The sequence below is a fragment of the Francisella adeliensis genome, from assembly GCF_003290445.1.
In the GTDB taxonomy this organism is placed as follows: Bacteria; Pseudomonadota; Gammaproteobacteria; order Francisellales; family Francisellaceae; genus Francisella; species Francisella adeliensis.
Genome location: NZ_CP021781.1, coordinates 626,597 through 650,505, shown reverse-complemented (window position 1 = coordinate 650,505; position 23,909 = coordinate 626,597). Strand labels below are relative to the sequence as shown.

Sequence of the window (23,909 nt, the reverse complement as noted above, 5' to 3'; positions counted from 1 at the left end):
ACATTAAAGTAAACTCTAGTTTTTATATTATTATATTTCTAGTTCACCTCAAATGAAAAAGCTCTTTTTACTTCCTATTTTGGTTATTATATTATTCTGTGTGGCTTTTTCTGACAAACTTATCGTATTAGGTATATTTTCATTTGTACTGTTTAGCTTTCTAGCCTATATGTTTGTTACTTCAGATAAAAACTCAACAACCAATAACAAACTAACAATAATATATGTACTTTTCAGCTTTGTACTAACCAGCTTCTCACTTTGGAAAGTTTTAAATGGTAGCTACTCGTACCATCCACTTATCACAACATTTATATTAAGCATTGTATTACCAAGTTTCTTTTTATTATGGTACAGAGTTATCATAGCTATACATTGCTTTTTTGATAGTCTTATTAGTAAAAATAAAAGCATAGATGATTCTACTGATGGTAGTTTGGATTTAAGTTGCTCGATTGTAATAAGCACACGAAATGAACCTTTCAATGTATGTAAGATGACTTTTGATTCAGCACATGAGATAGATTATCCAAGACATCTAAAGGAAATCATAGTTGTAGATAATAGTGACTTATCCTTTAAAGATTTTGATAAATGGCAAGACTATGTCAACTCTCATGCAGACTTTTATAATGGAAAATGTAAGTTTATACATAGAGATGGTACTGAAGGCTTTAAGCCAAGAAACTTAGATTTAGCTACAAAGCATATTAGTAATGACTATGTACTATTTTTAGATGCAGATTCCACTGTTCCAAAAGAAATCTTACATGTTGGTTTAAAAGAGTTTAAGAAAAATGAAAAACTTGGTTTTCTTAGTTTCTTAATAGAAAGTACAAACTATGGTGTGAACTTAATAACAAAAGTATCTAGTATTTTTCAAAACACTATTCGTTATTTTAATGAATTTGTTGGTAAAAATGGTTATTGCAACTATCAAGGACATAACGGTATTTGGAGTAAAAAAGCTCTTCAAGCAATTTCAAAATGGGAAGAATATCACAAATCACAAGTAATGGTTACCGAAGACATTGCTGCTAGTTTTCGTTGTTATGCAGCTGGATTCATCAGTAAACCGATATTTTTAAAAACTGGTGAATGGGTCCCAACATCACTTAAAGAATTTGAGAAAATGTGGCTTAGATGGTCTTTTGGAGGTATGCAGATTATGAATAAATACCTCTATAAAATCATAAGCTCACCTAAATTATGCTTTCGAGTTAAGCTAGATATGATGTATCTTTTATTTAAAGTTGTTATATCTATAATGCCTTTATTTGCATTATTACTAGTCATTTTTCCAAAAAATAACTTAGGCTTTGTTTGTATCGTTAACTTGTCGCTACTCCCTCTTATAATTCTAAGCATATGGTATTACATCTATGGCAACATTAAAGGAAGTATACTAAGCAAGGTGGGGCAAATTTATGCGGCAATGTTTATGCTATCATCATTTGTTTTTTGGTGCTGTATAAAGGCTGAGATTAATTATTATCTCAACCTAAAACAGGGCTGGAAACCAACAAGTAAAACTTTTGATAAGCCAGATAGCTGGTTAGTCGTTTTATATAATAACCAAGGTAAGATACTGTTTTCTTTAATAGGTATTATATCTGCAGTGTTATCGATGTTTAGATACTATGATAGTCCTGACTTTTGGCTATACTTTTGGTGTATGGTACCAAGTATGTCATTGTTTATAAATACTATACTATGTGTATTAATATTGGGAAGAAATAAATCTCAAATCTAGATAGAAACTTTGGCAATAACTACTAGATTCCAGAAAAAACAGCAATGTTTACTAAACAATTTTAGGCTGCTCAAAATGATTATAAAACCTTAAACCTCTATAATATTCGGATAACCTAGCTGGAGTAAATTACAGATCAATTTGATGCATTTATATGATGGTTTTCACTTACTTAGTAATCAACTGAAACTAGGTAATAATTTAAATTCTGTTGCAAACTGCAAAAATATCATCAATACACCAGCTAAAATTATAAATGATAAATATAGCTTACTAACTAAAGTATTTGTTCCTTTATCATTACGAACTTTCCACGCCATCATCGCAGGTAAACTTATAAGAAGGACCGCTACAAATATACTTGCATATCCTAAGGCCATCACAAAGCCATGAGGATAGTAAACAGCAAAAATAAATGGTGGCAAATAAGTAATTATAAATACTAATATTTTAGAGCTATGATTTGGTTTATTTAACTTGTATGTATCTTGGTTGAAATTAAATAATGCAAGTGTCACACCTAAAAATGAAGTTGTAACAGCTATCGATGTAAATGTAGTTGCAAAGGTATCTACTGCTAATAAATTATACGAGCTATGATAAGCCTCAACTAGTGCTGTAATATCATTACCATGATTTACAATATAATGAAAACTATCATTGTTTTGTGAATGTAGAGGAATAGTTCCTAAAGTGATAACCTCCCATATAATATACACAATAAATGGCACAACAAAACCACCCAATATAATAGCTGTATGGAGATCTTTTTTATTAGATCTCAAGTATGATCGCATACTAGGTAGAACAGTATGATAACCAAAAGATGTTATCAGTAACGGTAAAGTAATCCATACAAAATTTATATCTGTAGTCTCTGTCATTATTAGCACTTTTTGTACATATGGAGATATACAGACAACTAAAGCTATAAAGGCTAAAAACTTAAACGCAATAAAAATCTTATTCAAGCAATCAACAGCAAAAGCCCCTTTATAAACAAAACTGCCAAGTATAAGTATAAATACAATACTATTAAGCCATAAAGGCATCGATATATCGACATTAGATAATAAAGATTTCAGTAGTGATGAACCTTGGGAAGTATATGCTGCGGTAAGTGCATACATAAGCAGTAAAAAACTAAGCCAAGCTATGATCTGACCAAATCTACCAAGAGTTTCTCGAGCCATAGTACTAAAGTTTGAACCATCAGGCATTTCTAAGTTAACTTCAGCAATTAAATAACCTGTTGCCATCATTAAAAGAGCAATGACTAACAATACTACCGATGATAATACAAACCCTAAAGATGCTGTGATTAATGGAATAACAAGCATACCTGCACCAACACAAGTCCCAGCAATAATTAATGCTGCACCAATCCTTCTTGTAAATGAAGCTCTTTCGCTCATATAACTTTTTTCCAAAAGTGTTTTTAAAAAATAATGTAATCAATGATTATATTGTATATTTATTGCTAATTAAAACAATTTCATATAATTACTTGCGATAGCTAAATACAAGAACTACAAATATGTTAAGACATTTAGTTGATGTTTGATTCTCATATAAGTATATTTAATTAGTAGTGATAAATATCAAAATAATATATGAAAAAACTTTCTACATGGTCAATAATATTCATATCAACTGGTGGCATGATTGGAAGTGGTTGGCTCTTTGCACCATACTATGGTTATCAAACAGCTGGTGTAGGTGTTATATTTTCATGGCTTATAACAGCACTACTAACCTTCTTTGTCGCGGTATGTTTTGCTGAAGTTGCATCAATGCTCCCTATAGTTTCTGGAGCTATGCGATTTTTAAAAATAACTCATTCTCGCTCTTTAGGCTTTTTGTTTGTAGTTTTAGGATGGGTAAGTTATTTGGTATATTTGCCATTAGAGGCACAATCTGTAGTTCAGTATTTAGGTTTTTGGTTTCCTAGCTTAGTTGATGATAGTAATAGTACTGGTGTACTACTTTCATACTTTGGTGTTAGTATAGCTTTTTTCATTATGGTCGGAATAACTATTCTAAACACATACCAACTAAAAAATGTTGCTAAAGTAAATAATGTCGTCAGTGTTTGGAAAATCTTTTTACCTATAGCTATAGCTCTTGGAATGTTGGCATTTTATGGATCATTTGATAATTTTTCACATAACACCTCTTCTACAAGCATAAGTTTTGAAACAATACTTTTAGCAATAACAGGCTCGGGGTTAGCGTTTGCATTTTCAGGATTCCAAAATGGCTTAGTTGTAGCAAATTCGGCAAAAAATCCCAGACTTGCTATCCCACTATCGCTATTTGCCCCAGTTGTAGTTGGCTTAACAATGTACTTATCGCTATCTTTATTATTTATGTTTTGCTTACCTGCAAGTGCTGATCATTTAGCTGTAAATGTTGCTCCTTTATTAGGATTACTAAGTTTGTTTGGATTACACTTTATATATACAGTGTTATTTATAGATGCTATTGTAGCTCCACTAGGTACTTCAAATGTCTATGCTGCTGTGACAGGTCGTGTATTACAAGCATTTGGCCTAGAGTTCTTTAAAACCTCTATACTTACTAAGCTCAACAAACATTCTGTGCCTATATACTGTATTTGGATTAACTTTTTTATAGGGTTAATATTTTTACTCCAATTTCCAACATGGTCACAACTAGTATCCTTCCTTTCTTCTTTAGTATTGTTTAGTTGTTTATCTGGTCCTGTTGTACTGATTATATTTAGAGATAAATTCCCTCAAATGGATAGAAAATTCAAGCTACCTTTCCATAAATTATTTGGTTATTTAGGATTTATTTCATGTAGTTATTTTGTGTACTGGTCTGGTACTGATAATCTTAAATATTTATCAATTTTAGTAATAGTTGTTATAGCTTTCTACTGGTTTGTATTTGAAAGAAATAATCTTATCAAAATATTTAAACAAGTATGGTTTGTCTGTGGTTATATCATCACCTTATGGTTAATCTCATTTGTTCACGAGTTAGGATGTATTGCTTTCCCATACGACAATTTATTAGTTGCTGTAATAGGTATTCTTTTCTTAAGAATATTTATAACACATCAAGCACCTATAGAAACTATAGATAGTAACTTAAAACTAACTATAGATGAGATAAATAAACTTGAGAGCTGCTAAAACTATATAAATAATCAATCAATAGGTTTAGAATGTTTATATGAAATACTTAACATTAGTAGTCATGAAATTTTCCAACAAGACTATCATAATTCTATTTATAAGCTTTTTTACATTAAGTTTTGCTACTGCTACAGACATAAACTCAAGCGATAATACATCTGCCAACTCTAACGATCAATCAAGACATCGACTCTTAGATAGATTTGAAAATAAAGATGATAACAGTGGCAAAAAAGCAGAAAACAAAAAATCTCGTAAGAAAGTAGCTCCTTTTAGAGAGGAAAGACTAGATGCTAGGCATGATAGAAGATCTAAACTACACAATCAACTTGAAGGAAACCATTAATATCCTGTATAGTCTATATAATCGAAAACACATTTAAAAATAAAGGAATAATATATGCCTAAGTTAAAACCTCAAATAGATACATCTCCATCTGTGTACGCAAAATTTGCTACAATGGCAAATGAACATAAAGCTGTCAACTTCACTCAAGGAGCTCCTGATTTTGATACTCCTGAATGGCTTATTGATAGAGCCAATTTTTATATGAAAAATGGCAAAAACCAATATTCTCCTATTCCTGGAGCCCCTGCTTTACGCAAAGCAATGATTCAGAAAACCAAACAGCGCTATGGCGTTAATATAGAGTTCGATAATATAACTATAACAGCTGGTGCTCAAGAAGGTCTTTTCGCTGTTATCTCAAGCTATGTCGGAAAAGATGATGAAGTGATTATGTTTGATCCAATTTTTGACACTTATGCCGGTGTTACAAATTTTAATCAAGGAAAATGTGTAAGGCTGAATTTATTGCCAAACGGTAGAATAGATACTCAAGCTATTGCAAATGCTATTACAGATAAAACAAAAATAATAATCCTAAACTCTCCACATAACCCAATGGGAACAGTTATATCAAAAGTTGAGTTTAAAGAGATTGCTAATATAATTAAAGACAAAGATATCCTAGTAATTTCTGATGAAGTGTATGAGCATATTTATGCCGGTGATAGCTTTACTAGTGCCATACAGATCCCTGAACTACGCAATAAGCTTGTAGTACTACAGTCTCTAGGTAAAACTTATAACCTAACAGGATGGCGTCTTGGTGTTGCTATCGCCCCAAGTAAAATCATCAAAGAAATATTGTATATCAAGCAATTCTCTACATTTTCAGCTGTTCACCCAATGCAACTTGCTTTAGCTGATGGCATAGTTGAGCATCCAGAGTACTATCAAAACCTACACAGCCTCTATAAAAAACAAAATCAATTACTTCGTGAAGGACTAAAAAATTCAAGATTTAAAGTACTTGAATGGCAAGGCTCACCTTTCCAAGTGTTGGATTATAGCAATATAAGCAATGAAAATGATCATGAATTTGCAACCAACCTTATAAAAGAACATGGTGTTGGCTTAATCCCTATATCTACTCTATTTGAAAAACCTCAAAATGGTTTATTAAGACTATGCTTTGCTAAAAAAGATGACGATATTATCAAAGGTGCTAAGATTTTATCCCAGATATAACTAGCTATATGTTTAGTGTTTAGACTCACGGATATTTGCTTTTATTATATCAATTAAAGCTGAAGATCTTATTGTATCACCTTGTTTACCGTATTTAATAGAGATTCTTGTCGTATCATCTGATGTTTTTGCCATCACAACTTCAACAAAATCTGAAGGATTATTTTCACTAATAGCACCTACTACTGCTTTACTATCAGTTTTCTCATTTATTCTTAAATCATAAGCACTATTATTTTCATCATAAGTTTGCCCCTTATTTATAGCCTCTATAGTAGCAGAATACACTTCCTCAAATTTCTCATGCAAGGTAACCATTAAAAAGCCACCTTTATATTCTGTATCATTACTATTTCCAAACATAGTACAGCCTGACACAACGATTAATATAGCTATCAAAATTAATATATTAGTTTTTAACCTTAATGTTTTCATTGTTTATATAATTGTAAGCATTTAGTAACTTTGATTATCTTATTAGATTATTTATTTGTCAAACAATTTTAAGGACTATTGCTATATATAGAATAACTCTTCATTTTTTACAAAAAAAAATGTTAAAATTCAGACAGTATAAACATATAGGTAGACATCAATGACCACTTTAAAAATAGCTATAATCCAAACAGATATTACCTGGAGTAACAAAGAAGCTAACTATAAAAACTTAGAACAAAAAATATCTAAGCTCGATAATGATGTTGATTTGATAGTATTGCCAGAAATGTTTAATACTGGCTTTATTATGAATCCGACAAATGAAGCTAGCACTCAAGAAGATATTATCGCTTGGCTAAGCTCACAAGTTAAAAATAAAAACTGTGCTATAACTGGTAGTGCTGCTACTTTTACGGATGATAAAATAGCAAATAGACTATATTTTGTAACTTCTGACGGTACTTTGCATACCTATGATAAAAACCACCTTTTCCTACACGCTGGAGAAGGTAAGAAATACTGTGGCGGTAATGAAAAAAAAATCATTAACTACAAAGGATTTAATATCCTACTAACAGTCTGCTTCGATTTACGCTTTCCTGTCTTTAATTGTAATAATCACGATTACGACATTTTACTAAATGTAGCATGCTGGCCTGAGTCTCGCCGTGAACATTGGATGGCATTATTAAAAGCTCGTGCGATAGAAAATCAAACTTTTGTCTTAGCCTGCAATAGAGTTGGTCAAGACCCAAATCTTAGCTATGCTGGAGATAGTATGATTATTGACTATAATGGCGTTATAATAGCTCATCAAGACTTTGATGAAACTATTTTGTATGCAAATTTAGATAAAAATGCTCAGATAGAGCATCGAGAGAAATTTAACTTCTTAAAATCACAAGATAAGTTTACTCTGCACCTCGGATAATCTTCGATAGCTTCTGCAGCATTGCATTTATAAATTTAAAGCCTTCTTCTGTTCCCATACTAAAATCAATTTCCACATATTCTTTTATGATAATTTGGTAAGGGTTCTCTAGGCATTCAATAAGCTCAGCAATCGCAACTTGAAGTACTGCAAGATCAACGTGGTTAGTAAACTCTATACCATCTCTTGAGTTATCAACGATGTATTGGTTTATTTGTTCTTCATTTGCCTCAACAGCATCTATTAACCTATTAAAGAAGTTCCAATCAGTTTGATGCCTTCCAGCATTATCTGCATAAAACTGTACTTTTAATTCTGAATAAGTGTTGCCTGCTACTTTTTTTTGATACAAAGCTTGCACTGCATAAAGTCTTGCATTATTTCTAGCTTTAGCGGTAGTTTTCATTTATTGCCTTTAGTGTTTTTTTTAGGTGATTTGGTATATCATTGTTTGCAATTTACTATTATACCTAACAATTTTAAAATATGCATAAATGGTGGCAAGAAATTGAACTAAAAGATATGGATTCACAACAATGGGAGTCTATTTGTGATAGATGTGGGCTTTGCTGTCTTAATAAACTCCAAGATGATGAATCTGATGAAATTTTCTATACAAGGGTTAGTTGTAAACTTTTAGATACTGGAAAATGCCAATGTAGTATGTATGAAAAGCGAAAGCAAATCGTCCCAGACTGTATAAACCTAACCTATAAGCAACTGAAGAATCATGCTCATAAATGGTTACCAAATTCTTGTGCTTACAAACTTCTTTTACAAGGAGATGATCTTCCTGATTGGCACCATCTAAATAATGATGGCTCAACAGAGCAAATGCACGCCCAGAAAAAATCAGCAAAACATTTTGCAATCTCAGAGTATGAAATGGGGGAGGAGGATTATTTAGAAGATTTTATTATTAAATTAGATTAACTTCTATTTGTTATAGTCTTTTTGGAATAGTAACGCTATATACAAAGCAATAGTAATAGCAAAGAATAAGACTATTACAAGAGTATTATTAAACATACCATTTTCATTCAAAATACCAAATATATAAACAAAAGTCATATATGCAAATAAACTCCAAGAAGACATAATTGCAAGTTTTGCTTTTTCAAGATTGAAACCATAAAAGTTGAACAAATAAATAACAAAGAAAATGATATGTAGCAATAATCCCCATAATAGTGCTTTTTCTCCAGCCTCAACTAATAAATATGTCAAAACCACAAACATGATAAAGCTTAAGATAGAACCTCCAGGCATTTTGAAAAGTCTTTTTTCTTGACCTTGCTTTGTCATTCTAAGCTTAGCAAACGCTACAGGAATAGCTACACAAGATATTATCTGAAATACCGTTACGATAATCATTATTTCTTGCCAATTCTTAAAAGACATAGGAATTGCACAAGCGACTATTAAAGAAAATATCAGTGCTCTTCTTGGATTGTTATTTTTTGTCACTTTTGCAAAATACTTAGGAACTTGATTATCTTTTGCCATACCATTAAACATTCTAGCACCTGAACCAAGGTACAAAATACCAGCACCAGAAGGACTAACAGCAGCATCTGCATATAAAATCATAGCCCAAACATTTATGTTTAGTAAGATTAATAGCTGAGCTAATGGTGAGGTGAAATTCATATTCTCCCAGCCTTTACTGATAATATCCGTAGGTAATGCACCAATAAATGCCGCCTGAAGTAAAAGGTATATACTCAAACTTATTACAACAGATAGTACTAGAGCGATTGGTATATTTCTTTGTGGATTTTTTATCTCACTACCAAATGTTGCAATCATACCAAAGCCATAAAAAGCATAGAAAATACCACATACAACTACAGCACCTACAATCCTATTAGCTCCCATTGGGGCAAAACCATAGTCTGTAAAGTTGCTTGGATTAAACGCTACATACATCAAAATTAGAGCTGTTGTTATTGGAATGATAACTTTAAAGCAAGTAATGATATTGTTAATTCTTGCAAGAGCTTTAATCCCCCAAAAGTTCACAAGACCATATATTACCATCAATACAAACATTGCGCCTAAACCATATGCTGTAAGCTCATGACTTGAATAAAAAATATGCTCTATATCTGGGAAAGTTGCACTTAGGTATTGGACTGTTGCTGAAGCTTCAGATGGGATTATTATAACCAATCCTAGCCAATTTGAAATCGCAATCACATAACCGAAGTCTCTATTTTTATGACTTATTGTTAACAGTCTTGAAAATAGTGCAGTTTCTTTATACATTGTCGCAATTTCTGCAAGTAATAAAGCGAGTATAAGAGCTAAAGTAGCACCTATTATCCAAGAGATAAATGCTGAAGGCCCTGTATATTGAGCTGCGTAATATGCTGCAAAAAGCCAGCCACTTCCGATCATGCAACCAAGACCAATACCTACAGCGGTAAATAGACTTGGCTGTTTATTGAGATTTGATAAATCTGCTGCCATTGTTATTAAACTCCATTTTTTTTAAAAAACTTAAAATAATTTACAATTAGATAAATACTGTAAATATTTTATGATTACTTAATTTTAAAAAGATTACTCTTTATGAATACTTCTCAGTAATTTTATATTACTAACTAAACTTTTAACTAGCTTCTGTACATCTTCATCAGAGGTAAAGCACCCAAAAGATATACGCAAAGTACTAGCAGCTTGCTTTGCATCTAATCCTAAAGCAGTCAAAACATGCGATGGCTTATCTGCTGCAGCTGTGCAAGCAGAACTCATTGATAAAGCAAATTCTGGCATTAGTGTAAACAAAATATCACCAGCTACATCTTCAACAGTTACACTTAGTATCCCAACATAACTTTCATCTAAAGGTGTATTTATGATTACATTATCAAGTTTACTAAGGCTTTTAACCACAGTTTCTCTATAGTTCTCTATCTTAGCTAAATCAGTTTTTTGCTCCAACAATTCTACAGCTTTTGCAAAAGCAGCTATTTGCTGTGTTGAAAGTGTACCAGAACGCATAGCATTTTGATGACCTCCTCCATGAATTTGCTCTGCTAACTCTACCCCTTCACGCACATACAAGGCACCTATTCCTTTAGGTCCATAACATTTATGTGCAGACATAGAAACTAAGTCAATATTCATTTTCTCAACATCAATATCTACTTTACCTATACCTTGTGCTGCATCTACATGAAAGACTATATTATGCTCTTTTGTGATATTACCAATTTGCTCTATAGGGTTTGCAACACCAACTTCGTTATTTACTGCCATTACAGATACGAGAATAGTATCTTCTGTAATAAAGCTTTTTAATTGCTCAAGATTGATTCTACCGTGATTATCAACATCAAGATAGCTAACAGAAATATTCTCATTTTTTGCAGAAAGATACTTACATACATCTAACACAGCTTTATGCTCTATAGAAGTTGTAATAATATGCTTTTTAGTTCTGTCACTTGCTTCAATCAAACCTTTGATAGCAAGGTTATTTGATTCAGTAGCACCCGATGTCCAAATGATATTACCATTTTTAGCGTTTATAAAATCACTGATAACTTTTTCTGAATCCGTTATTTTTTGTTTTGCTACTCTACCTGGGTAGTGAGTTGAAGCTGGATTTGCAAAATCTGTCTCGATTTCCATATACTTACGCATCTCATCTACAACTTCAGAAAATACAGGTGTTGTTGCAGCATAGTTAAAGAACATTATTTTATCAATATCAAAATATTTAAGCTCTTTAGGAACGATAGTTTCATTACCAGCTTCTCGCCAGCTTGACATACCACCAGATAAGCAATTTGCTTCATCAAATAGTTCTACAAAATAACTATGTGTTTTACCAGACCTATTAGCAGTTTCACAATAAATAATTACAGAATTATGGTGCTTGTACTTATCAAAATTTATTAGAAGCTCACTAATATGAATAGCTCCAGGAATCATATCTATCAAGTATTCATGATAACTACGAATGTCTACAACCAAACCACTGTTTTTAAGAGTCTTCTTCAGAGACTCATGACTTATCATTGCCATGTTTTATTTTATCCTTATGAAAATTAATAAATATCCAAAGTCTATAATTTACTCTTTTCTGAAGTAATACCAATTTGTGTTAAGATTGATATAAAGCAGGCTAACCTTAATGAGTTAGTGTGTTTTTTAGTGTTTTTCTAAGTGAAAAAACAGTAAATTAAAAAAATGACCTTTATGATAAAATACTATAAGGAAGCAGATAAAGCTATATTTTATTTTTAAAAAAAATATAAAATTTTAGTTTACAAAATAAATAGTAATTCCCAAAACCACTAACATGATAGAAAATATTAATTGAAGGATTTTGTCATTTAACTTAGCTTTTAGTTTGTTCGCTATAAACATACCAACCATACCACCTAAAATGAATAAACTAGCGACATACCAACTCATACTTGAATCATCATAGTGAGAAATAAAACCTGATATTGAAACTACAAATATTACTAATAACGAAGTGCTAATAGCTCTTTTAATCGGCATAGCTGTTATGAAAATAAGTGCCGGTACAATTAAGAAACCTCCACCGACACCAAAGAAACCTGTTAGAGTACCAACAATAGCTCCGCCGATCAGTAAAGATACTATGTATTTGAAATTTACACTGTCATTCTTAGATTCTTGAGAATTTGGCATAAACCTTGATTTAATTAGACTCCAAACACCAATTATTACCATCAGCATAGAGAAGCTGGTCATAAGGGTTTCATCTGCTATTGATTGAGATACATAAGTACCAATAGGTGCAAATACAACACCTGTAACAATCATAACAGCCGCTGCCAAAAAGTTTATATCAAGATTTTTATAGTTCATTGCTATACCAAAGATAGCTGTAAATCCAACTACTAATAAAGATATTGTAACCGCACTATGAAAATCTAAACCCACACCATAAGTCAAAAGAGGCACAGCTAATATAGAACCACCCCCTCCTGTTAAGCCAAGAGCTATTCCACAGATTAGTCCAAATATTATAAGAGTCATTACTTAACTAAACCACACTTTAAGTTTGCTGGTACTGCTACATCCATATACTTAGGATGCGGAAGATTTAAGTTAGCCATAAGCTCAGCATACTCTTGAGCATTTTTTACTTGAAGCCTTGGGTTAAACCTTTTCTCTTCGCCAATACTACTTGTTGTAGCGCCATTGTAATCATGCCCTGGTAATACTATAGTATCTTCTGGTAATTTAAATAATTTGTTCGTAATACTATCGTATTGAGCAAATGAATCACCATGCTGGAAATCTGTTCTACCTGTCCCTCTAATAAAAAGAGTATCCCCTGTAAAAAGCTTATCATCTAAGATAAAACTATAAGAATCATCAGTGTGACCTGGTGTATAAATAGCTTTTAGCTTCATACCATCAAAGTCTACAGTCTCGTCTTCTTTGATTTTTACAGAAACACATTCAGCTTTTGTATGTGCTCCCATAATTGAGTTACAATCAGTATCATATCTTAATTGGCCAATCGCTGTGATATGGTCAGCATGCACATGAGTATCAATCGCTGCAACTAGCTTTATATCTAACTCATTTAGTAGCTTATGATACTTTGCTATTTGAGTATCTACAGGGTCGATAATTATAGCTTCACGACCTACACCAGATGCTAGAATGTAAGTATATGTCCATGTATCTTGGTCGAATAATTGTCTTAAAATCATAGTATTCTCCTTAGTTTTCTATAAAAACTTAATTAAAATTTGCCTTATTAAATGGTGCTTTTTCACCAGTTATTCTCTCAAGAGTAGCATAGTAATATGAAATCATGATATACCCTCCTGATATATTGTAAACATCAAAGCCATGTTGTTGCAACATAAGAGCCACATTATAAGAGCGTTGCCCTGTATGACAATGTACATATACAGGTTTAGTTTTATCAAGTTCTGATAGTCTACTTCTTATTTCAGACATTGGTATATTTTTAACATTTTTTAGCATACCATTACGGGTTTCAGCAACTTCTCTTACATCTACAACTTGAGCATTCTTTGCGACAAGCTCTGCTACCTTTGTGAAAGATATTTGTCTAAATTCCCCACTATGTAGATTGTTAGCAACATAACCTGTGTGATTTACCACATCTTTACCTGTTGAGTATGGCGGTGCATAACATAGCTCAAGATCTTGTAAGTCTTCAATTGTCATTCCAGCCTTAATCGCTGTTGCAAATACATCGGCTCTTTTATCAACAATTCCTTTACCTACAACCTGAGCACCAAGTAATTTACCACTACTTTTTTCAAATAAAATCTTAGTGAATACATGTTCAGCATTTGGCATAATACTAACTCTATCAAATGGAGCAGTATAGGCAACACCATAATCAATATCTAAATTATAAAATTTAATCCAAGCTTCATTTAAGCCAGTAGCAGCACCTGTATAGTGAAATATCTGAATAATTGATGAAGCTATATAACCTTTATTTACAACTTTTTTACCATTAATATGATCAGCAATTAAACGCCCTTGCTTATTTGCTGGACCAGCTAGAGGTAGATTAAAATCCTGACCTGTAAGAGCATTTTTCACTAAAATAGCGTCACCTGCTGCATAAATATCTTCATCAGAAGTTTGATAATTTTTATTTACAACAATATGGCCACTTTTAGCTAAGTCTATACCTACATTTTTTAGAAAAGCTGTATCTGGTGCTACACCGATAGATAATACAACTAAATCACTATCTATATTTTTACCTGACTCAAGTAATACTTTATCAGACTCAAAGCCTACAACTTTTTCAGAAAGCATTAAACTAATGTCGCGATCTAAAAGTTCTTTTTCTAAAGGCTTAACCATCTCATAATCAAAAGGTCGCATAATCTGATTTGCCATCTCAACGATAGTTACATTAAAACCTCTTTCTTTGAGATTCTCTGCGACTTCAATACCAATAAATCCAGCACCGATTACTGTTACATTCTTTACAGTTTTTTCTTTACTAAAAACAGCACTATGGATTTTCTCAACATCGACTACATTTCTTAGGATAAAATGATCTATAGAATCTAAACCTTCAAATGGAGGAACTATAGGTTTAGCTCCAACAGCTACGACTAACTTGTCATAGCTTTCGGTATATTTATCACCTGTTTTATGATTTAAAACTGTTACAAGCTTATTTGACTTGTCAATATCTACAACTTCTGAATTTGTGCGAGCATCAATATTATATTGCTTATCAAACTTCTCCGGTGTCATCAAAATCAACTTTTCCGCGGGTTCTATATATCCACCAAGATGGTATGGTAAACCACAATTTGAAAATGATACATGAGGTCCTTTTTCAAACATTATAATCTCTGCAGACTCATCAAGCCTTCTCAGTCTTGCAGCCGCAGAAGCTCCTGCAGCAACACCTCCGATTATTAGATATTTTTTAGCCATCGCCTATAATCCTTATTTTTTATTGTATGGTAATATCATTAATACTCTAGCTAATCCACAAAATCCAGTAACACCAGCAAATAACAAACCAGCTCCAAAGAAGCCACTTAGTATCGCAAAGTACTGAGAAACTGTGAATGAAAGCACTACACCTAGAAGCACCATAAATCCAACGATGATTTGCACTTGTCTCATTAGAGGTAGAGGTGCTTTTTCATCTTTTTTTGTAGGTTGATTATGCTGTTTCCAAGCACCAATACCACCATCTAGTAAATAAACCGCTTTTGCATTTAAGTTTTTAACTTTACTAGCAGCTTGGTTTGTTCTATTACCAGATTGGCAATGTAAAACCACAATCTCATCATCTTTGATACCAGCTTTATGAATATCATCAATAGAGATATTATGAGCACATTCAATGCACTCTCTTCTATGCTCATCAGATGACCTAATGTCTACCAACTTAACCTTTTCTTTCTTTTGAAGGTCAAAAAACTCTTTTACTGAAATATTTTTTACATTATGCATTTTTATTTTCCTTTAGGTTTTTCTAATTTAGTTTATTCTAATATATTTTACAAAATTTTTAGTCGCAATATATACTATATAAAGCTTCTAATATTTTCTTTACTGCAGGATCTTTTAAACTATAAAAAACTGTTTGTGCTTCTTTTCTAGTTTGTACTAACCCTTCCTTTCTCAATACAGATAAGTGCTGTGAGAAAGCTGACTGACTAAGATCAGAATATTCTGCAAGCTGACCGACAGTCATTTCTTCTCTTAAAAGCAAACATAGTATCAATAATCTTGATTCATGAGATATTGCTTTTAGCAAAGCTGATGCTTTACTGGCATTCTCTTTCATTTGCATCAGATCCATATTTAGAGGCATTTAATTGTTCAATAGATTTATATTAGCAAAATCTAATTTAGAAATCAACAATATAATTAAAAGTATGAAAAAAAACCTTATAAGAAAACTAAAAAACCTTCCCAAACTCTTCCGCATAATAAACAGTTTGATTTTCAAGCTTTACTAGTTTGTTTGAAATGTCTAAAACCATAAAAACATCAGCTGGCACATCATACTCACACTTTATCTGATATAAATTTGTCAGCTTAAAACCAAATCTGGGATAATAACTAGGGTGTCCTAAAACAAATATTGCATCGATGTTACTAGCCTTTGCTTCTTGGATTGCTTTCTCAATCAACTTGGTGCCAACACCTTGCTTTTGATACTTTGGTGATACACACATCGGAGCTAATCCATAGATACTCAAAGAACTATCATCTTCAGCAGTCATTTTTGAAAGAATTATTTGACCAATTATCTCGCTATCTACTTCAGCAACTAAAGATATTAACTCCTGGTTATCTTGATGAAAAAGTTTGACCAATTTTTCTTCAGTATCACCTTCAAAGCATTCTCTTAAAAGCCCATATGTATAGTCTCTATCTGAATAAATTTCTTCTCGAATTTTTATACTCATAAAATCATTCCCTATTTTTATTTATCATCCTCCAAACCAATCTCTACCAAGTCACTCTTTATCTCTTTCTTGGGCTTTATATTAGAAACTATTTTTAGTTTTTCAGCTTGACCTATAAGATTACCATTACCAGATTTTAGTTTGCTAAAGGCGTTATCATAAGACTTAGTAGCATCATTAATTGATTTACCTACTTTCTCTAAATCCTCTACAAAACCAACAAACTTTTTATAAAGCTCTTCTGCCCTGCTATATATAGCTGTTATGCTTTTAGCTTGCTTTTCGTACTTCCAAGTATTTTCTATTACTTTTAATGCAAGCAATAGCGTTGTTGGGCTAACTAAAATAATCTTCTTTTGAAAAGCGTACTCATAAAGATTTTTATCATAGTTTGGAATATTTTTACTCAATGCTAAAGTTAAAGCATTCTCAATTGGTACAAAAATAAATATAAAATCTAACGAGTTCACACCCTCTAGTTTTTCGTATTCTTTAAGAGATAATCCATCGATATGATTTTTTAAAGCATTGATATGCTCATTTGTATACTTAGTTTTCTCAAGCTCAGTTTCAGCACCTATAAAATTATCATAAGCTACTAAAGAAGTCTTAGCATCTATGATTATGTCTCTATTTTCTGGTAATTTGATAATTACATCGGGTCTAAACTTAGTATTTTCATCAGCTTTTAGTGTAAATTCTCTAAGGTACTCTTCACCCTTTCTAAGCCCTGAGCTTTCTAGCACCTTCTCAAGTACCATTTCCCCCCAATTACCTTGCTGTTTTTTATCTCCTTTAAGAGCTGTTGTAAGGTTGTGAGCTTCTTCAGACATTTTTTGATTTAGCTCTTTTAAAGTTTGTAGCTCATGTTTTAGCTCAACCCTACCAGCAGTATCCTTTTCATAGATAGTATCAACCCTACTTCTAAAATCTTTTAGCTGTTCACGCACAGGATTTAGCACATTACTTAAACTTTCTTGGTTTTTTTGATTTAGCTTTTGGCTATTACTCTCAAAGATTTTATTAGCAAGATTTTCAAATTCTGTTTTTAGCTTAGCTTCACTGTTTTGTAGTAATTCTAGTTTATCTTGCATTGCAATATTTTGCTCTTTAAGCTGAGTTTCTAACTTTGAATTTTCAGACTTGTAATTTTTTATCTCTTCAATAAAATTATCAACCTTACTTCTTGCTAAAGACAACTCTTGCTTTAACTCTTCTATTCGTTGAGCTTTGTCTTCTTTTAGCTCAATATTTTTTTGTTTTTCTTGCTCTAGTAAAGTATCAAAAGTTACCTCTTTAGAACGCAGTTGCATCAGTTCATTTTGTGTAGTATTTTTATACTCTTCAAAAGACTTTGTTATATTTTGTACTTCTTTTGTTTTCTTTGATAACATCATCAAAAATACAGTAGCTAATACAACTACTACAAAAATCAAACCTACTATTATTATCATTTCTTATCCTTTTTTCTATTTATTTTTATAATGCCCACAAGTATACACCGCTACTATACTTCCAAGTGTCGCACCTGCGATAAGGTCACTAGCATAATGAAAATACTGTAAAAGCTGAGCCATAGTTACTAAAAATGCCAATAAACCATAAAACCATCTAAATTTTGGAAATAATATCCACATACTAACAGCAAATGAAAATATAAATGTTGCATGTCCTGAAGGGAAAGAAGCATAATCACTACTAAACTTGAACCAATTAAAACCATAAGCATTATCATGAATAAGTGAAGGGTTATTATTTCTGAATGTGGCTGCCCAATATCTACCAAAAACACCCTTTAAAATCTCTTTTATAAACTGCCCTATCAAAATAGCATTAGCAACGAATATAAACTTGGAATCAATACCTGAAACTCTTTTACAAACAAGCTTAATGAAATAATATATGTAAAAAAAGAATACCATGAAATTTATAATATTAACTAAGTGATCAGACAAGAAATATAGTACTGTATACTGCCTAAAATCATGATTATGAGCAAACCACACCACCTGCCTATCAACGAAGAAATAACATATCACTATAAAAAATATGCTAGTCAAACTAAGTAATACTAAATTTTTGTTTTTCATAACACTCCTAATGAAAACATTCCCAAATCTCTTGAGCTAATTTTTTGCTTATACCTTTTACTTTAGCTATTTCATCAACACCGGCGCTACTTAGCTCTTGCCATCCACCAAAGTGCATAATCAATGCCTTACGGCGTTTAGGTCCCACACCTTCAATCTCTTCGATAATAGATGATTGTCTATTTGAGCTTACTTTTTTGCGTTGCCCCTTTATCGCATGGTCATGGGCTGAGTCTCGCACTTGTCTTAGAAGCAAAAATCCTGCATCATGCTCATCTAAAGTGTATTCTGTATCATCAAAACCTTTATAGATTTTTTCTTTACCAGATATTCGTTCTACACCTTTACCTAGGCTCACTAGCTGAATCTTATCTTTAACTCCAAGTTGCTCAAGTACAGCTTCCGCCTGATGAATTTGCCCCTTTCCGCCATCTATTATCATTATATCTGGTAGATTATCGGCCTCGATTCCTGAACTAACCCTGCGTGATACAGCTTGAGCAATAGCTGCATAATCATCACCAGCTTTTACATCTTTTATATTGTATCTTCGATGAGATTTTCTATCTTCCCCTTCATCTGTATACACTACACATGAAGCTATAGTGGCTTCACCTTGAAAGTGTGATATATCAAAACACTCAATTCGTTTAATGTCTTTATCTAAGTGCAAAAATTCTCTTAAAGAATCTAAGCGTTTTTGATATTGAGATTTTGAGCTAGTATATATGTTTAGTTTTTGGCGAGCATTTACTTCTGCAAGTTTTAACCATTTAAGATTATCCACTGCTGGAGTAAGTATCCAATTCACAGCATGCCCAATTCGTTTTGAAATACTCTTCATTAATTCTGTAATCTCAGCAAAATCAACTTTAGAAAGTATAATATTTTTAGGCCAAATATTTCGAGCCTCATCACCAAGATAAAAATGCGATAGAAATGCATGCATCACACTAGTTTTATCTTGCCCTTTCGCATCTATACTCCAATGTCTATCTGCAACAACATCACCATTTTGAATCTGTAACAAAGCTATACTTGCATAATTATCTTGTAAATGAATAGCTATCACATCAAATGTTTTGTCAGCTTGTATATCTACAATTTGTTGTTGCTGAAGCTTACGCAAAACTACTAGTTGGTCACGATAAACTTGAGCTTTTTCATATTCCATATTCTCTGAAGCATCATGCATTTTTTGAGATATATCTTCAAGTACACTACTAAATTTACCGGCTAAAAATTTCTTTAATATAGCTAGCTGTTCATTATATTGCTCTTCGGAAACAAGCCCAACACATGGAGCTAAACATCTCTTAATCTGATACTGTAAGCAAGGGCGTATTCTTGAGTTATAGTAAGAATTTTCACACTGTCTAATCGGGAAAATTTTCTGAATAATATTTAATGTAAACTTTACTGATGATATAGATACAAAAGGCCCAAAACATTGTCCTTTTTTATATGCCGACTTTCCTCTATAAAAAGCAATGCGTGGAAATTTATCACGAGAAATAACTAAGTATGGGTAACTTTTATCATCTTTAAATAAAATATTATACTTTGGGCGATGTTGCTTAATTAGGTTATTTTCTAAAAGATATGCTTCATAATCACTTGGTGTAATAGTTATCTCTATTTTCTCAACTTGTGATGCCATTAGTAAAGTTTTATTATCTTTCGCACCTTTTGAGAAATAGCTATTTACCCGGTTTTTGAGATTTTTTGCTTTACCAACATAGATTATCTCACCATTAGCATCAATCATTCGATAAACACCAGAATGCGTTGTAAGGTTTTTTAAGAAACTTTTTAAGTCAAAGCTATCATCACTATGAGAAATCATTCGATATTAACACTAACTAATACATATGTGAAAATGATAACATAGATATAGGTTGATCTATCTAGGATACTTACTCTATGTATGAAATTAAGACATTTATTAAAGATAAAATATGGATTATTGAATATCCTGTTAAATACTCAGGAATAAATTTTTATTCTAGAACTACAATTATTAGATTAAATAATGATAGTTTAGCTATTCATTCTCCATGTAAGATAGATGACAAACTCAAGACAGAAATTTTAAAACTTGGTAGCGTAAGTTATATAATTGCACCAGGTAATTTTCATCATCTATATGTTGAATCTGCCCAAGTAGCTTTTACAAATGCAAAGACATATATTACTGAAGGAATAATCAAGAAAAATCTCAATATAAAATACGATGGAATTCTAACTGATGCTCCCATATTATCCGAATTTGAGCAACAGCCTGTTTTAGGGTCTAGAATCATGAATGAAGTAGCTTTTTTCCATAAAGAAACTAGAACTTTAATTCTTGTTGATTTAATCGAGAATATTGGAAAACATACCGAAGGAGCAGGGATTGGTATAAAAATATGGTGGATAATCCTAAGAATGTGGAATAAACCAAAACCTGCTCCAGAGTATCAATTTGGTTGGAAGGATAAGCCCTTAGCAGCAAAAAGTTTACACGCAATTTTAAATTGGGATTTTGATAAAATTATTCTAGCTCATGGTGACTTAATAACATCAAATGCAAAAGAAATAGCTACAAAGGCTTGGTATAAACCTTTAAAATATTCTTAACAAACCTAAAAGCAGTCAAAAGTCAGTTTCTATACAATAAAATAAAACCATCCATACAAAATACCAATAAAAATGTTAGTATAGAGTAAATACACATCAAATATCACAAAATGCTAATTTCAACACAATCTGCTTTAGATGATGCTATCGCAGATATTTCTCAAAATACTCATATTGCAGTAGATACAGAGTTCTACTGGATGCGTACTTACTACCCAGAGCTTTGTCTTATACAAATAGCTACTGTAAATGATATTTACCTAATAGATACTCTTACCGATAATCTAGATTTTAGTGGCTTAAATGCCATTTTTGAAAATAATAATATCCAAAAAATAATCCACTCAGCACCTAATGATGTTCCTATCATAAAAAGGTTTTTAAATTGTGAAATAAGCAATATCTTTGATACACAGCTTGCAGCAACTTTCTTAGGCTTTCAAAACCAATTATCTCTTAAAAACCTACTTCAAGAAATGCTCGATATTGAGATGGAAAAAGAATCACAGTTTTCTGATTGGCGTAAAAGACCATTATCTACTAAGCAAATAAACTACGCTAAAAAAGATGTTGAGTTCCTTATTACATTACAAAAAACACTTGAGCAAAAACTAAATGAGATTGGCTATAAATATTTTTTTGAAGAAGAGCTTATAGAAATTTCACAAATAGGCTTTAATAATCTCGAAGTTATCCACACAAAAGTTGGTAACTTACAAAAGTTTAGCACCTCAACTCAAGAAAATATCTTAAAGATTGCTGTATGGCGTGAAAATTTAGCTCAGCAAAAAGATCTTCCGGTCAGATTTTTATTTGACAATAAAGTCTTATACGATTTAGCACACCTAAATCCTCGTACTCTTGATGACTTTGAAACTAGTAATTATCAAAAACTTAAGGCTTGGTTAAAGACTGGTGTTATTAGTGCTCTAAAGACGAAAACTTCATATAAACATCTTACTTTAGATAAAAAATATACTTCAAAAGTTGATAATGAAACTATTGATAAAATTATTGAATGCTTCAATACTATTCTTGATAGTTATAAGTTTGATAACTCTTCAGTAGCATCTAAGAAAGATATTCGCTCACTTACTTACAACCTAAAGCTTGAAAACTCAAATATAAATAACAAACTACTTAAAGGTTGGCGTTATGAAGTAGTTGGTAAAAAGTTAAAAGAGTATATACTAGATACTATAAAATAACTCTATTCTTAATATGCTTCTACAACATGAATTACATAACTCGAGAATCTAAATTTTTTCCAATTATTTTAGCTCTATTTGCAGCCTTACCTCCTCTTGCAATAAATACTTACGCACCAGCTATCTCACTAATAGCTAAAGACTTTGGCGTACCTAATAGCGCAGTTTTAACAACATTTGCTACTTACTTTGTTGGCTTTTCATTCGGTATGCTCTTTTGGGGAGCTATCTCAGATAAGTATGGTCGTAAAAAAGTAATTATTGCAGGTAGCTTAATATACATAGCAAGTACTATACTTTGCTCTATGAGTTTTAATTTTCAAATGTTAGAGGCTCTAAGGTTAGTCCAAGGCTTAGCTGATTCTGTTGGAGCTGTAATATCTTTTTCAATAGCTAGAGATTGCTATAAGGGCGCTAAGCTAACAAGTATGCTCGCTACTATTATCATCATACTACTTATCGCACCAATGGTAGCTCCTATAATTGGTTCTGTTTTAGTTTCATTGACACACACTTGGCAAAGTACCTTCCATTTTCTGACTGCCTATGGTGTGCTAATGGTCGTAGCGGCACTTCTTATTGAAGAGACACTTGAGCAAAAAGATCGCCAAAAGGATTTATCTAAGGTGATCCCCAGCTACTTTCACCACTTCAAAAATCCTGGGTTTATGCTAGGTACAGTTGCATCATGTACACTATTTACACCACTATTTATATATATATCATCATCAGCCTTGATATACCTTGATGAGTATAAAACCAGTATAACTCTGTATTGTGTGTACTATGCTATAACTTGTATGGCAGCGATTTTTGCAAATCTATATATCAAGAAATATTCTGAAAGTATTCAAAAACTGCATAATATATATTATACGGTTTCAGCTGTAGCTATAAGCAGTATTGTTTTAGTAATATTTAACTTCTTTCATATTGATAATGCTCTTATATATACTGCTGCAATGTTTGTACTGTGTGGTTCTGTAGCCTTTAGTTCGACTATTGTTTATTCTTTTTCTTTGAATCAAGTCAATGATAATTTTGGAACTGCAAATGCTATTTCAAACTTTTCTAAAAATATGGTAGCAGCTCTTGGTAGTTTTATTGTGAGTTTTTATCATGGTAGAAACTTGATTATCGCATCTCCTATAGTACAAACAATTTTTACTATAATTACGATAATTGTCTTAATAATCATATATAAAATGAAAATTGAAAATACTGAAAGAAAATAATTAA

The 23,909-nt window shown here is 31.9% G+C and carries 23 protein-coding genes; 9 read left to right on the top strand and 14 right to left on the bottom strand.

The features are described 5' to 3' along the window. The first annotated feature begins 52 nt into the window (after nt 1-52). On the top strand, nt 53-1,753 hold the full coding sequence (locus CDH04_RS03130) for a glycosyltransferase family 2 protein (protein ID WP_112869640.1): 1,701 nt from the start codon (nt 53-55) through the stop codon (nt 1,751-1,753). A gap of 179 nt (nt 1,754-1,932) precedes the next feature. Here CDH04_RS03130 and CDH04_RS03125 read toward each other — a convergent pair whose 3' ends face one another. Next, nucleotides 1,933-3,168, bottom strand: coding sequence for an amino acid permease (locus CDH04_RS03125; protein ID WP_112869639.1), 1,236 nt, complete (start codon nt 3,166-3,168; stop codon nt 1,933-1,935). Nucleotides 3,169-3,366: 198 nt separating this feature from the next. Here CDH04_RS03125 and CDH04_RS03120 point away from each other — a divergent pair, with 198 nt between their 5' ends. From CDH04_RS03120 to CDH04_RS03110, 3 genes are all read left to right on the top strand, one after another. Further along, nucleotides 3,367-4,914 carry an APC family permease gene (locus tag CDH04_RS03120; RefSeq protein WP_112869638.1) on the top strand — a complete coding sequence of 516 codons (1,548 nt, stop codon included), beginning with the start codon at nt 3,367-3,369 and terminating at the stop codon, nt 4,912-4,914. 64 nt (nt 4,915-4,978) lie between these two features. Further along, nucleotides 4,979-5,263, top strand: coding sequence for a hypothetical protein (locus tag CDH04_RS03115; protein WP_200164541.1), 285 nt, complete (start codon nt 4,979-4,981; stop codon nt 5,261-5,263). Between the two features lie 54 nt (nt 5,264-5,317). Further along, a complete protein-coding gene (locus CDH04_RS03110; protein ID WP_112869636.1) occupies nt 5,318-6,451 on the top strand; it encodes an aminotransferase class I/II-fold pyridoxal phosphate-dependent enzyme in 1,134 nt (377 codons plus the stop codon). Between the two features lie 12 nt (nt 6,452-6,463). On the opposite strand, the gene CDH04_RS03105 is transcribed toward CDH04_RS03110, so the two are convergent. Next, nucleotides 6,464-6,886: a DUF3568 family protein gene (locus CDH04_RS03105; RefSeq protein WP_112869635.1), complete on the bottom strand. Its 423-nt coding sequence runs from the start codon at nt 6,884-6,886 to the stop codon at nt 6,464-6,466. A 160-nt stretch (nt 6,887-7,046) separates the two neighbouring features. Here CDH04_RS03105 and CDH04_RS03100 point away from each other — a divergent pair, with 160 nt between their 5' ends. Further along, complete coding sequence (locus CDH04_RS03100; RefSeq protein WP_112869634.1) at nt 7,047-7,820, top strand: amidohydrolase; 774 nt, start codon at nt 7,047-7,049, stop codon at nt 7,818-7,820. Here CDH04_RS03100 and nusB read toward each other — a convergent pair. Then, nucleotides 7,801-8,226, bottom strand: a complete 426-nt coding sequence (nusB, locus tag CDH04_RS03095; protein ID WP_112869633.1) for a transcription antitermination factor NusB — start codon at nt 8,224-8,226, stop codon at nt 7,801-7,803. The two genes, CDH04_RS03100 and nusB, sit on opposite strands and share 20 nt — an antisense overlap. An 80-nt stretch (nt 8,227-8,306) precedes the next feature. On the opposite strand from nusB, the gene CDH04_RS03090 reads away from it, so the two are divergent. Continuing rightward, nucleotides 8,307-8,753 carry a YcgN family cysteine cluster protein gene (locus tag CDH04_RS03090; protein WP_112869632.1) on the top strand — a complete coding sequence of 149 codons (447 nt, stop codon included), beginning with the start codon at nt 8,307-8,309 and terminating at the stop codon, nt 8,751-8,753. A 3-nt stretch (nt 8,754-8,756) separates the two neighbouring features. On the opposite strand, the gene CDH04_RS03085 is transcribed toward CDH04_RS03090, so the two are convergent. The 11 genes from CDH04_RS03085 to uvrC form a co-directional block, all read right to left on the bottom strand. Beyond that, nucleotides 8,757-10,292, bottom strand: coding sequence for an APC family permease (locus CDH04_RS03085; protein ID WP_112869631.1), 1,536 nt, complete (start codon nt 10,290-10,292; stop codon nt 8,757-8,759). 93 nt (nt 10,293-10,385) lie between these two features. Then, nucleotides 10,386-11,855 (bottom strand): aminotransferase class V-fold PLP-dependent enzyme, encoded by a 1,470-nt coding sequence (locus tag CDH04_RS03080; RefSeq protein ID WP_112869630.1) that lies wholly within the window; start codon nt 11,853-11,855, stop codon nt 10,386-10,388. A 237-nt stretch (nt 11,856-12,092) separates the two neighbouring features. Then, nucleotides 12,093-12,842, bottom strand: coding sequence for a sulfite exporter TauE/SafE family protein (locus CDH04_RS03075; protein ID WP_112869629.1), 750 nt, complete (start codon nt 12,840-12,842; stop codon nt 12,093-12,095). After that, a complete protein-coding gene (locus CDH04_RS03070; RefSeq protein ID WP_112869628.1) occupies nt 12,842-13,528 on the bottom strand; it encodes an MBL fold metallo-hydrolase in 687 nt (228 codons plus the stop codon). Before CDH04_RS03070 ends, CDH04_RS03075 begins: the two co-directional genes overlap by 1 nt. A gap of 28 nt (nt 13,529-13,556) precedes the next feature. After that, nucleotides 13,557-15,260, bottom strand: coding sequence for an FAD-dependent oxidoreductase (locus CDH04_RS03065; protein ID WP_112869627.1), 1,704 nt, complete (start codon nt 15,258-15,260; stop codon nt 13,557-13,559). Nucleotides 15,261-15,272: 12 nt separating this feature from the next. Next, nucleotides 15,273-15,788, bottom strand: coding sequence for a rhodanese-like domain-containing protein (locus CDH04_RS03060; protein WP_112869626.1), 516 nt, complete (start codon nt 15,786-15,788; stop codon nt 15,273-15,275). 58 nt (nt 15,789-15,846) lie between these two features. Continuing rightward, nucleotides 15,847-16,140 (bottom strand): ArsR/SmtB family transcription factor, encoded by a 294-nt coding sequence (locus tag CDH04_RS03055; RefSeq protein WP_112870877.1) that lies wholly within the window; start codon nt 16,138-16,140, stop codon nt 15,847-15,849. Nucleotides 16,141-16,240: 100 nt separating this feature from the next. Next, entirely contained in the window at nt 16,241-16,753 is a 513-nt protein-coding gene (locus CDH04_RS03050; protein ID WP_112869625.1) for a GNAT family N-acetyltransferase, read from the bottom strand. A gap of 17 nt (nt 16,754-16,770) precedes the next feature. Then, nucleotides 16,771-18,207 (bottom strand): DNA recombination protein RmuC, encoded by a 1,437-nt coding sequence (locus CDH04_RS03045; RefSeq protein ID WP_112869624.1) that lies wholly within the window; start codon nt 18,205-18,207, stop codon nt 16,771-16,773. 15 nt (nt 18,208-18,222) lie between these two features. Beyond that, nucleotides 18,223-18,843, bottom strand: coding sequence for a phosphatase PAP2 family protein (locus tag CDH04_RS03040; protein ID WP_112869623.1), 621 nt, complete (start codon nt 18,841-18,843; stop codon nt 18,223-18,225). Nucleotides 18,844-18,850: 7 nt separating this feature from the next. Further along, a complete protein-coding gene (gene uvrC / locus CDH04_RS03035) occupies nt 18,851-20,689 on the bottom strand; it encodes an excinuclease ABC subunit UvrC (protein ID WP_112869622.1) in 1,839 nt (612 codons plus the stop codon). 77 nt (nt 20,690-20,766) lie between these two features. Here uvrC and CDH04_RS03030 point away from each other — a divergent pair, with 77 nt between their 5' ends. The 3 genes from CDH04_RS03030 (at nt 20,767) to CDH04_RS03020 (ending at nt 23,905) form a co-directional block, all read left to right on the top strand. After that, nucleotides 20,767-21,462 (top strand): DUF4336 domain-containing protein, encoded by a 696-nt coding sequence (locus CDH04_RS03030; RefSeq protein ID WP_112869621.1) that lies wholly within the window; start codon nt 20,767-20,769, stop codon nt 21,460-21,462. Nucleotides 21,463-21,572: 110 nt separating this feature from the next. Then, a complete protein-coding gene (locus CDH04_RS03025; RefSeq protein WP_112869620.1) occupies nt 21,573-22,670 on the top strand; it encodes a ribonuclease D in 1,098 nt (365 codons plus the stop codon). Nucleotides 22,671-22,696: 26 nt separating this feature from the next. Then, on the top strand, nt 22,697-23,905 hold the full coding sequence (locus tag CDH04_RS03020; RefSeq protein WP_112869619.1) for a multidrug effflux MFS transporter: 1,209 nt from the start codon (nt 22,697-22,699) through the stop codon (nt 23,903-23,905). The last annotated feature ends 4 nt before the right edge of the window (nt 23,906-23,909 follow it).

What these genes read in the sequence shown, in the direction of transcription:
- CDH04_RS03040 (WP_112869623.1), bottom strand. Translation starts at nt 18,843, where the DNA reads ATGAAAAACAAAAATTTAGTATTACTTAGTTTGACTAGCATATTTTTT.
- CDH04_RS03025 (WP_112869620.1), top strand. Translation starts at nt 21,573, where the DNA reads ATGCTAATTTCAACACAATCTGCTTTAGATGATGCTATCGCAGATATT.
- CDH04_RS03030 (WP_112869621.1), top strand. Translation starts at nt 20,767, where the DNA reads ATGTATGAAATTAAGACATTTATTAAAGATAAAATATGGATTATTGAA.
- CDH04_RS03020 (WP_112869619.1), top strand. Translation starts at nt 22,697, where the DNA reads ATGAATTACATAACTCGAGAATCTAAATTTTTTCCAATTATTTTAGCT.
- CDH04_RS03080 (WP_112869630.1), bottom strand. Translation starts at nt 11,855, where the DNA reads ATGGCAATGATAAGTCATGAGTCTCTGAAGAAGACTCTTAAAAACAGT.
- CDH04_RS03075 (WP_112869629.1), bottom strand. Translation starts at nt 12,842, where the DNA reads ATGACTCTTATAATATTTGGACTAATCTGTGGAATAGCTCTTGGCTTA.
- CDH04_RS03060 (WP_112869626.1), bottom strand. Translation starts at nt 15,788, where the DNA reads ATGCATAATGTAAAAAATATTTCAGTAAAAGAGTTTTTTGACCTTCAA.
- CDH04_RS03100 (WP_112869634.1), top strand. Translation starts at nt 7,047, where the DNA reads ATGACCACTTTAAAAATAGCTATAATCCAAACAGATATTACCTGGAGT.
- CDH04_RS03050 (WP_112869625.1), bottom strand. Translation starts at nt 16,753, where the DNA reads ATGAGTATAAAAATTCGAGAAGAAATTTATTCAGATAGAGACTATACA.
- CDH04_RS03055 (WP_112870877.1), bottom strand. Translation starts at nt 16,140, where the DNA reads ATGGATCTGATGCAAATGAAAGAGAATGCCAGTAAAGCATCAGCTTTG.
- CDH04_RS03090 (WP_112869632.1), top strand. Translation starts at nt 8,307, where the DNA reads ATGCATAAATGGTGGCAAGAAATTGAACTAAAAGATATGGATTCACAA.
- CDH04_RS03125 (WP_112869639.1), bottom strand. Translation starts at nt 3,168, where the DNA reads ATGAGCGAAAGAGCTTCATTTACAAGAAGGATTGGTGCAGCATTAATT.
- CDH04_RS03070 (WP_112869628.1), bottom strand. Translation starts at nt 13,528, where the DNA reads ATGATTTTAAGACAATTATTCGACCAAGATACATGGACATATACTTAC.
- CDH04_RS03105 (WP_112869635.1), bottom strand. Translation starts at nt 6,886, where the DNA reads ATGAAAACATTAAGGTTAAAAACTAATATATTAATTTTGATAGCTATA.
- CDH04_RS03110 (WP_112869636.1), top strand. Translation starts at nt 5,318, where the DNA reads ATGCCTAAGTTAAAACCTCAAATAGATACATCTCCATCTGTGTACGCA.
- uvrC (WP_112869622.1), bottom strand. Translation starts at nt 20,689, where the DNA reads ATGATTTCTCATAGTGATGATAGCTTTGACTTAAAAAGTTTCTTAAAA.
- CDH04_RS03065 (WP_112869627.1), bottom strand. Translation starts at nt 15,260, where the DNA reads ATGGCTAAAAAATATCTAATAATCGGAGGTGTTGCTGCAGGAGCTTCT.
- CDH04_RS03120 (WP_112869638.1), top strand. Translation starts at nt 3,367, where the DNA reads ATGAAAAAACTTTCTACATGGTCAATAATATTCATATCAACTGGTGGC.
- CDH04_RS03115 (WP_200164541.1), top strand. Translation starts at nt 4,979, where the DNA reads ATGAAATTTTCCAACAAGACTATCATAATTCTATTTATAAGCTTTTTT.
- nusB (WP_112869633.1), bottom strand. Translation starts at nt 8,226, where the DNA reads ATGAAAACTACCGCTAAAGCTAGAAATAATGCAAGACTTTATGCAGTG.
- CDH04_RS03085 (WP_112869631.1), bottom strand. Translation starts at nt 10,292, where the DNA reads ATGGCAGCAGATTTATCAAATCTCAATAAACAGCCAAGTCTATTTACC.
- CDH04_RS03045 (WP_112869624.1), bottom strand. Translation starts at nt 18,207, where the DNA reads ATGATAATAATAGTAGGTTTGATTTTTGTAGTAGTTGTATTAGCTACT.
- CDH04_RS03130 (WP_112869640.1), top strand. Translation starts at nt 53, where the DNA reads ATGAAAAAGCTCTTTTTACTTCCTATTTTGGTTATTATATTATTCTGT.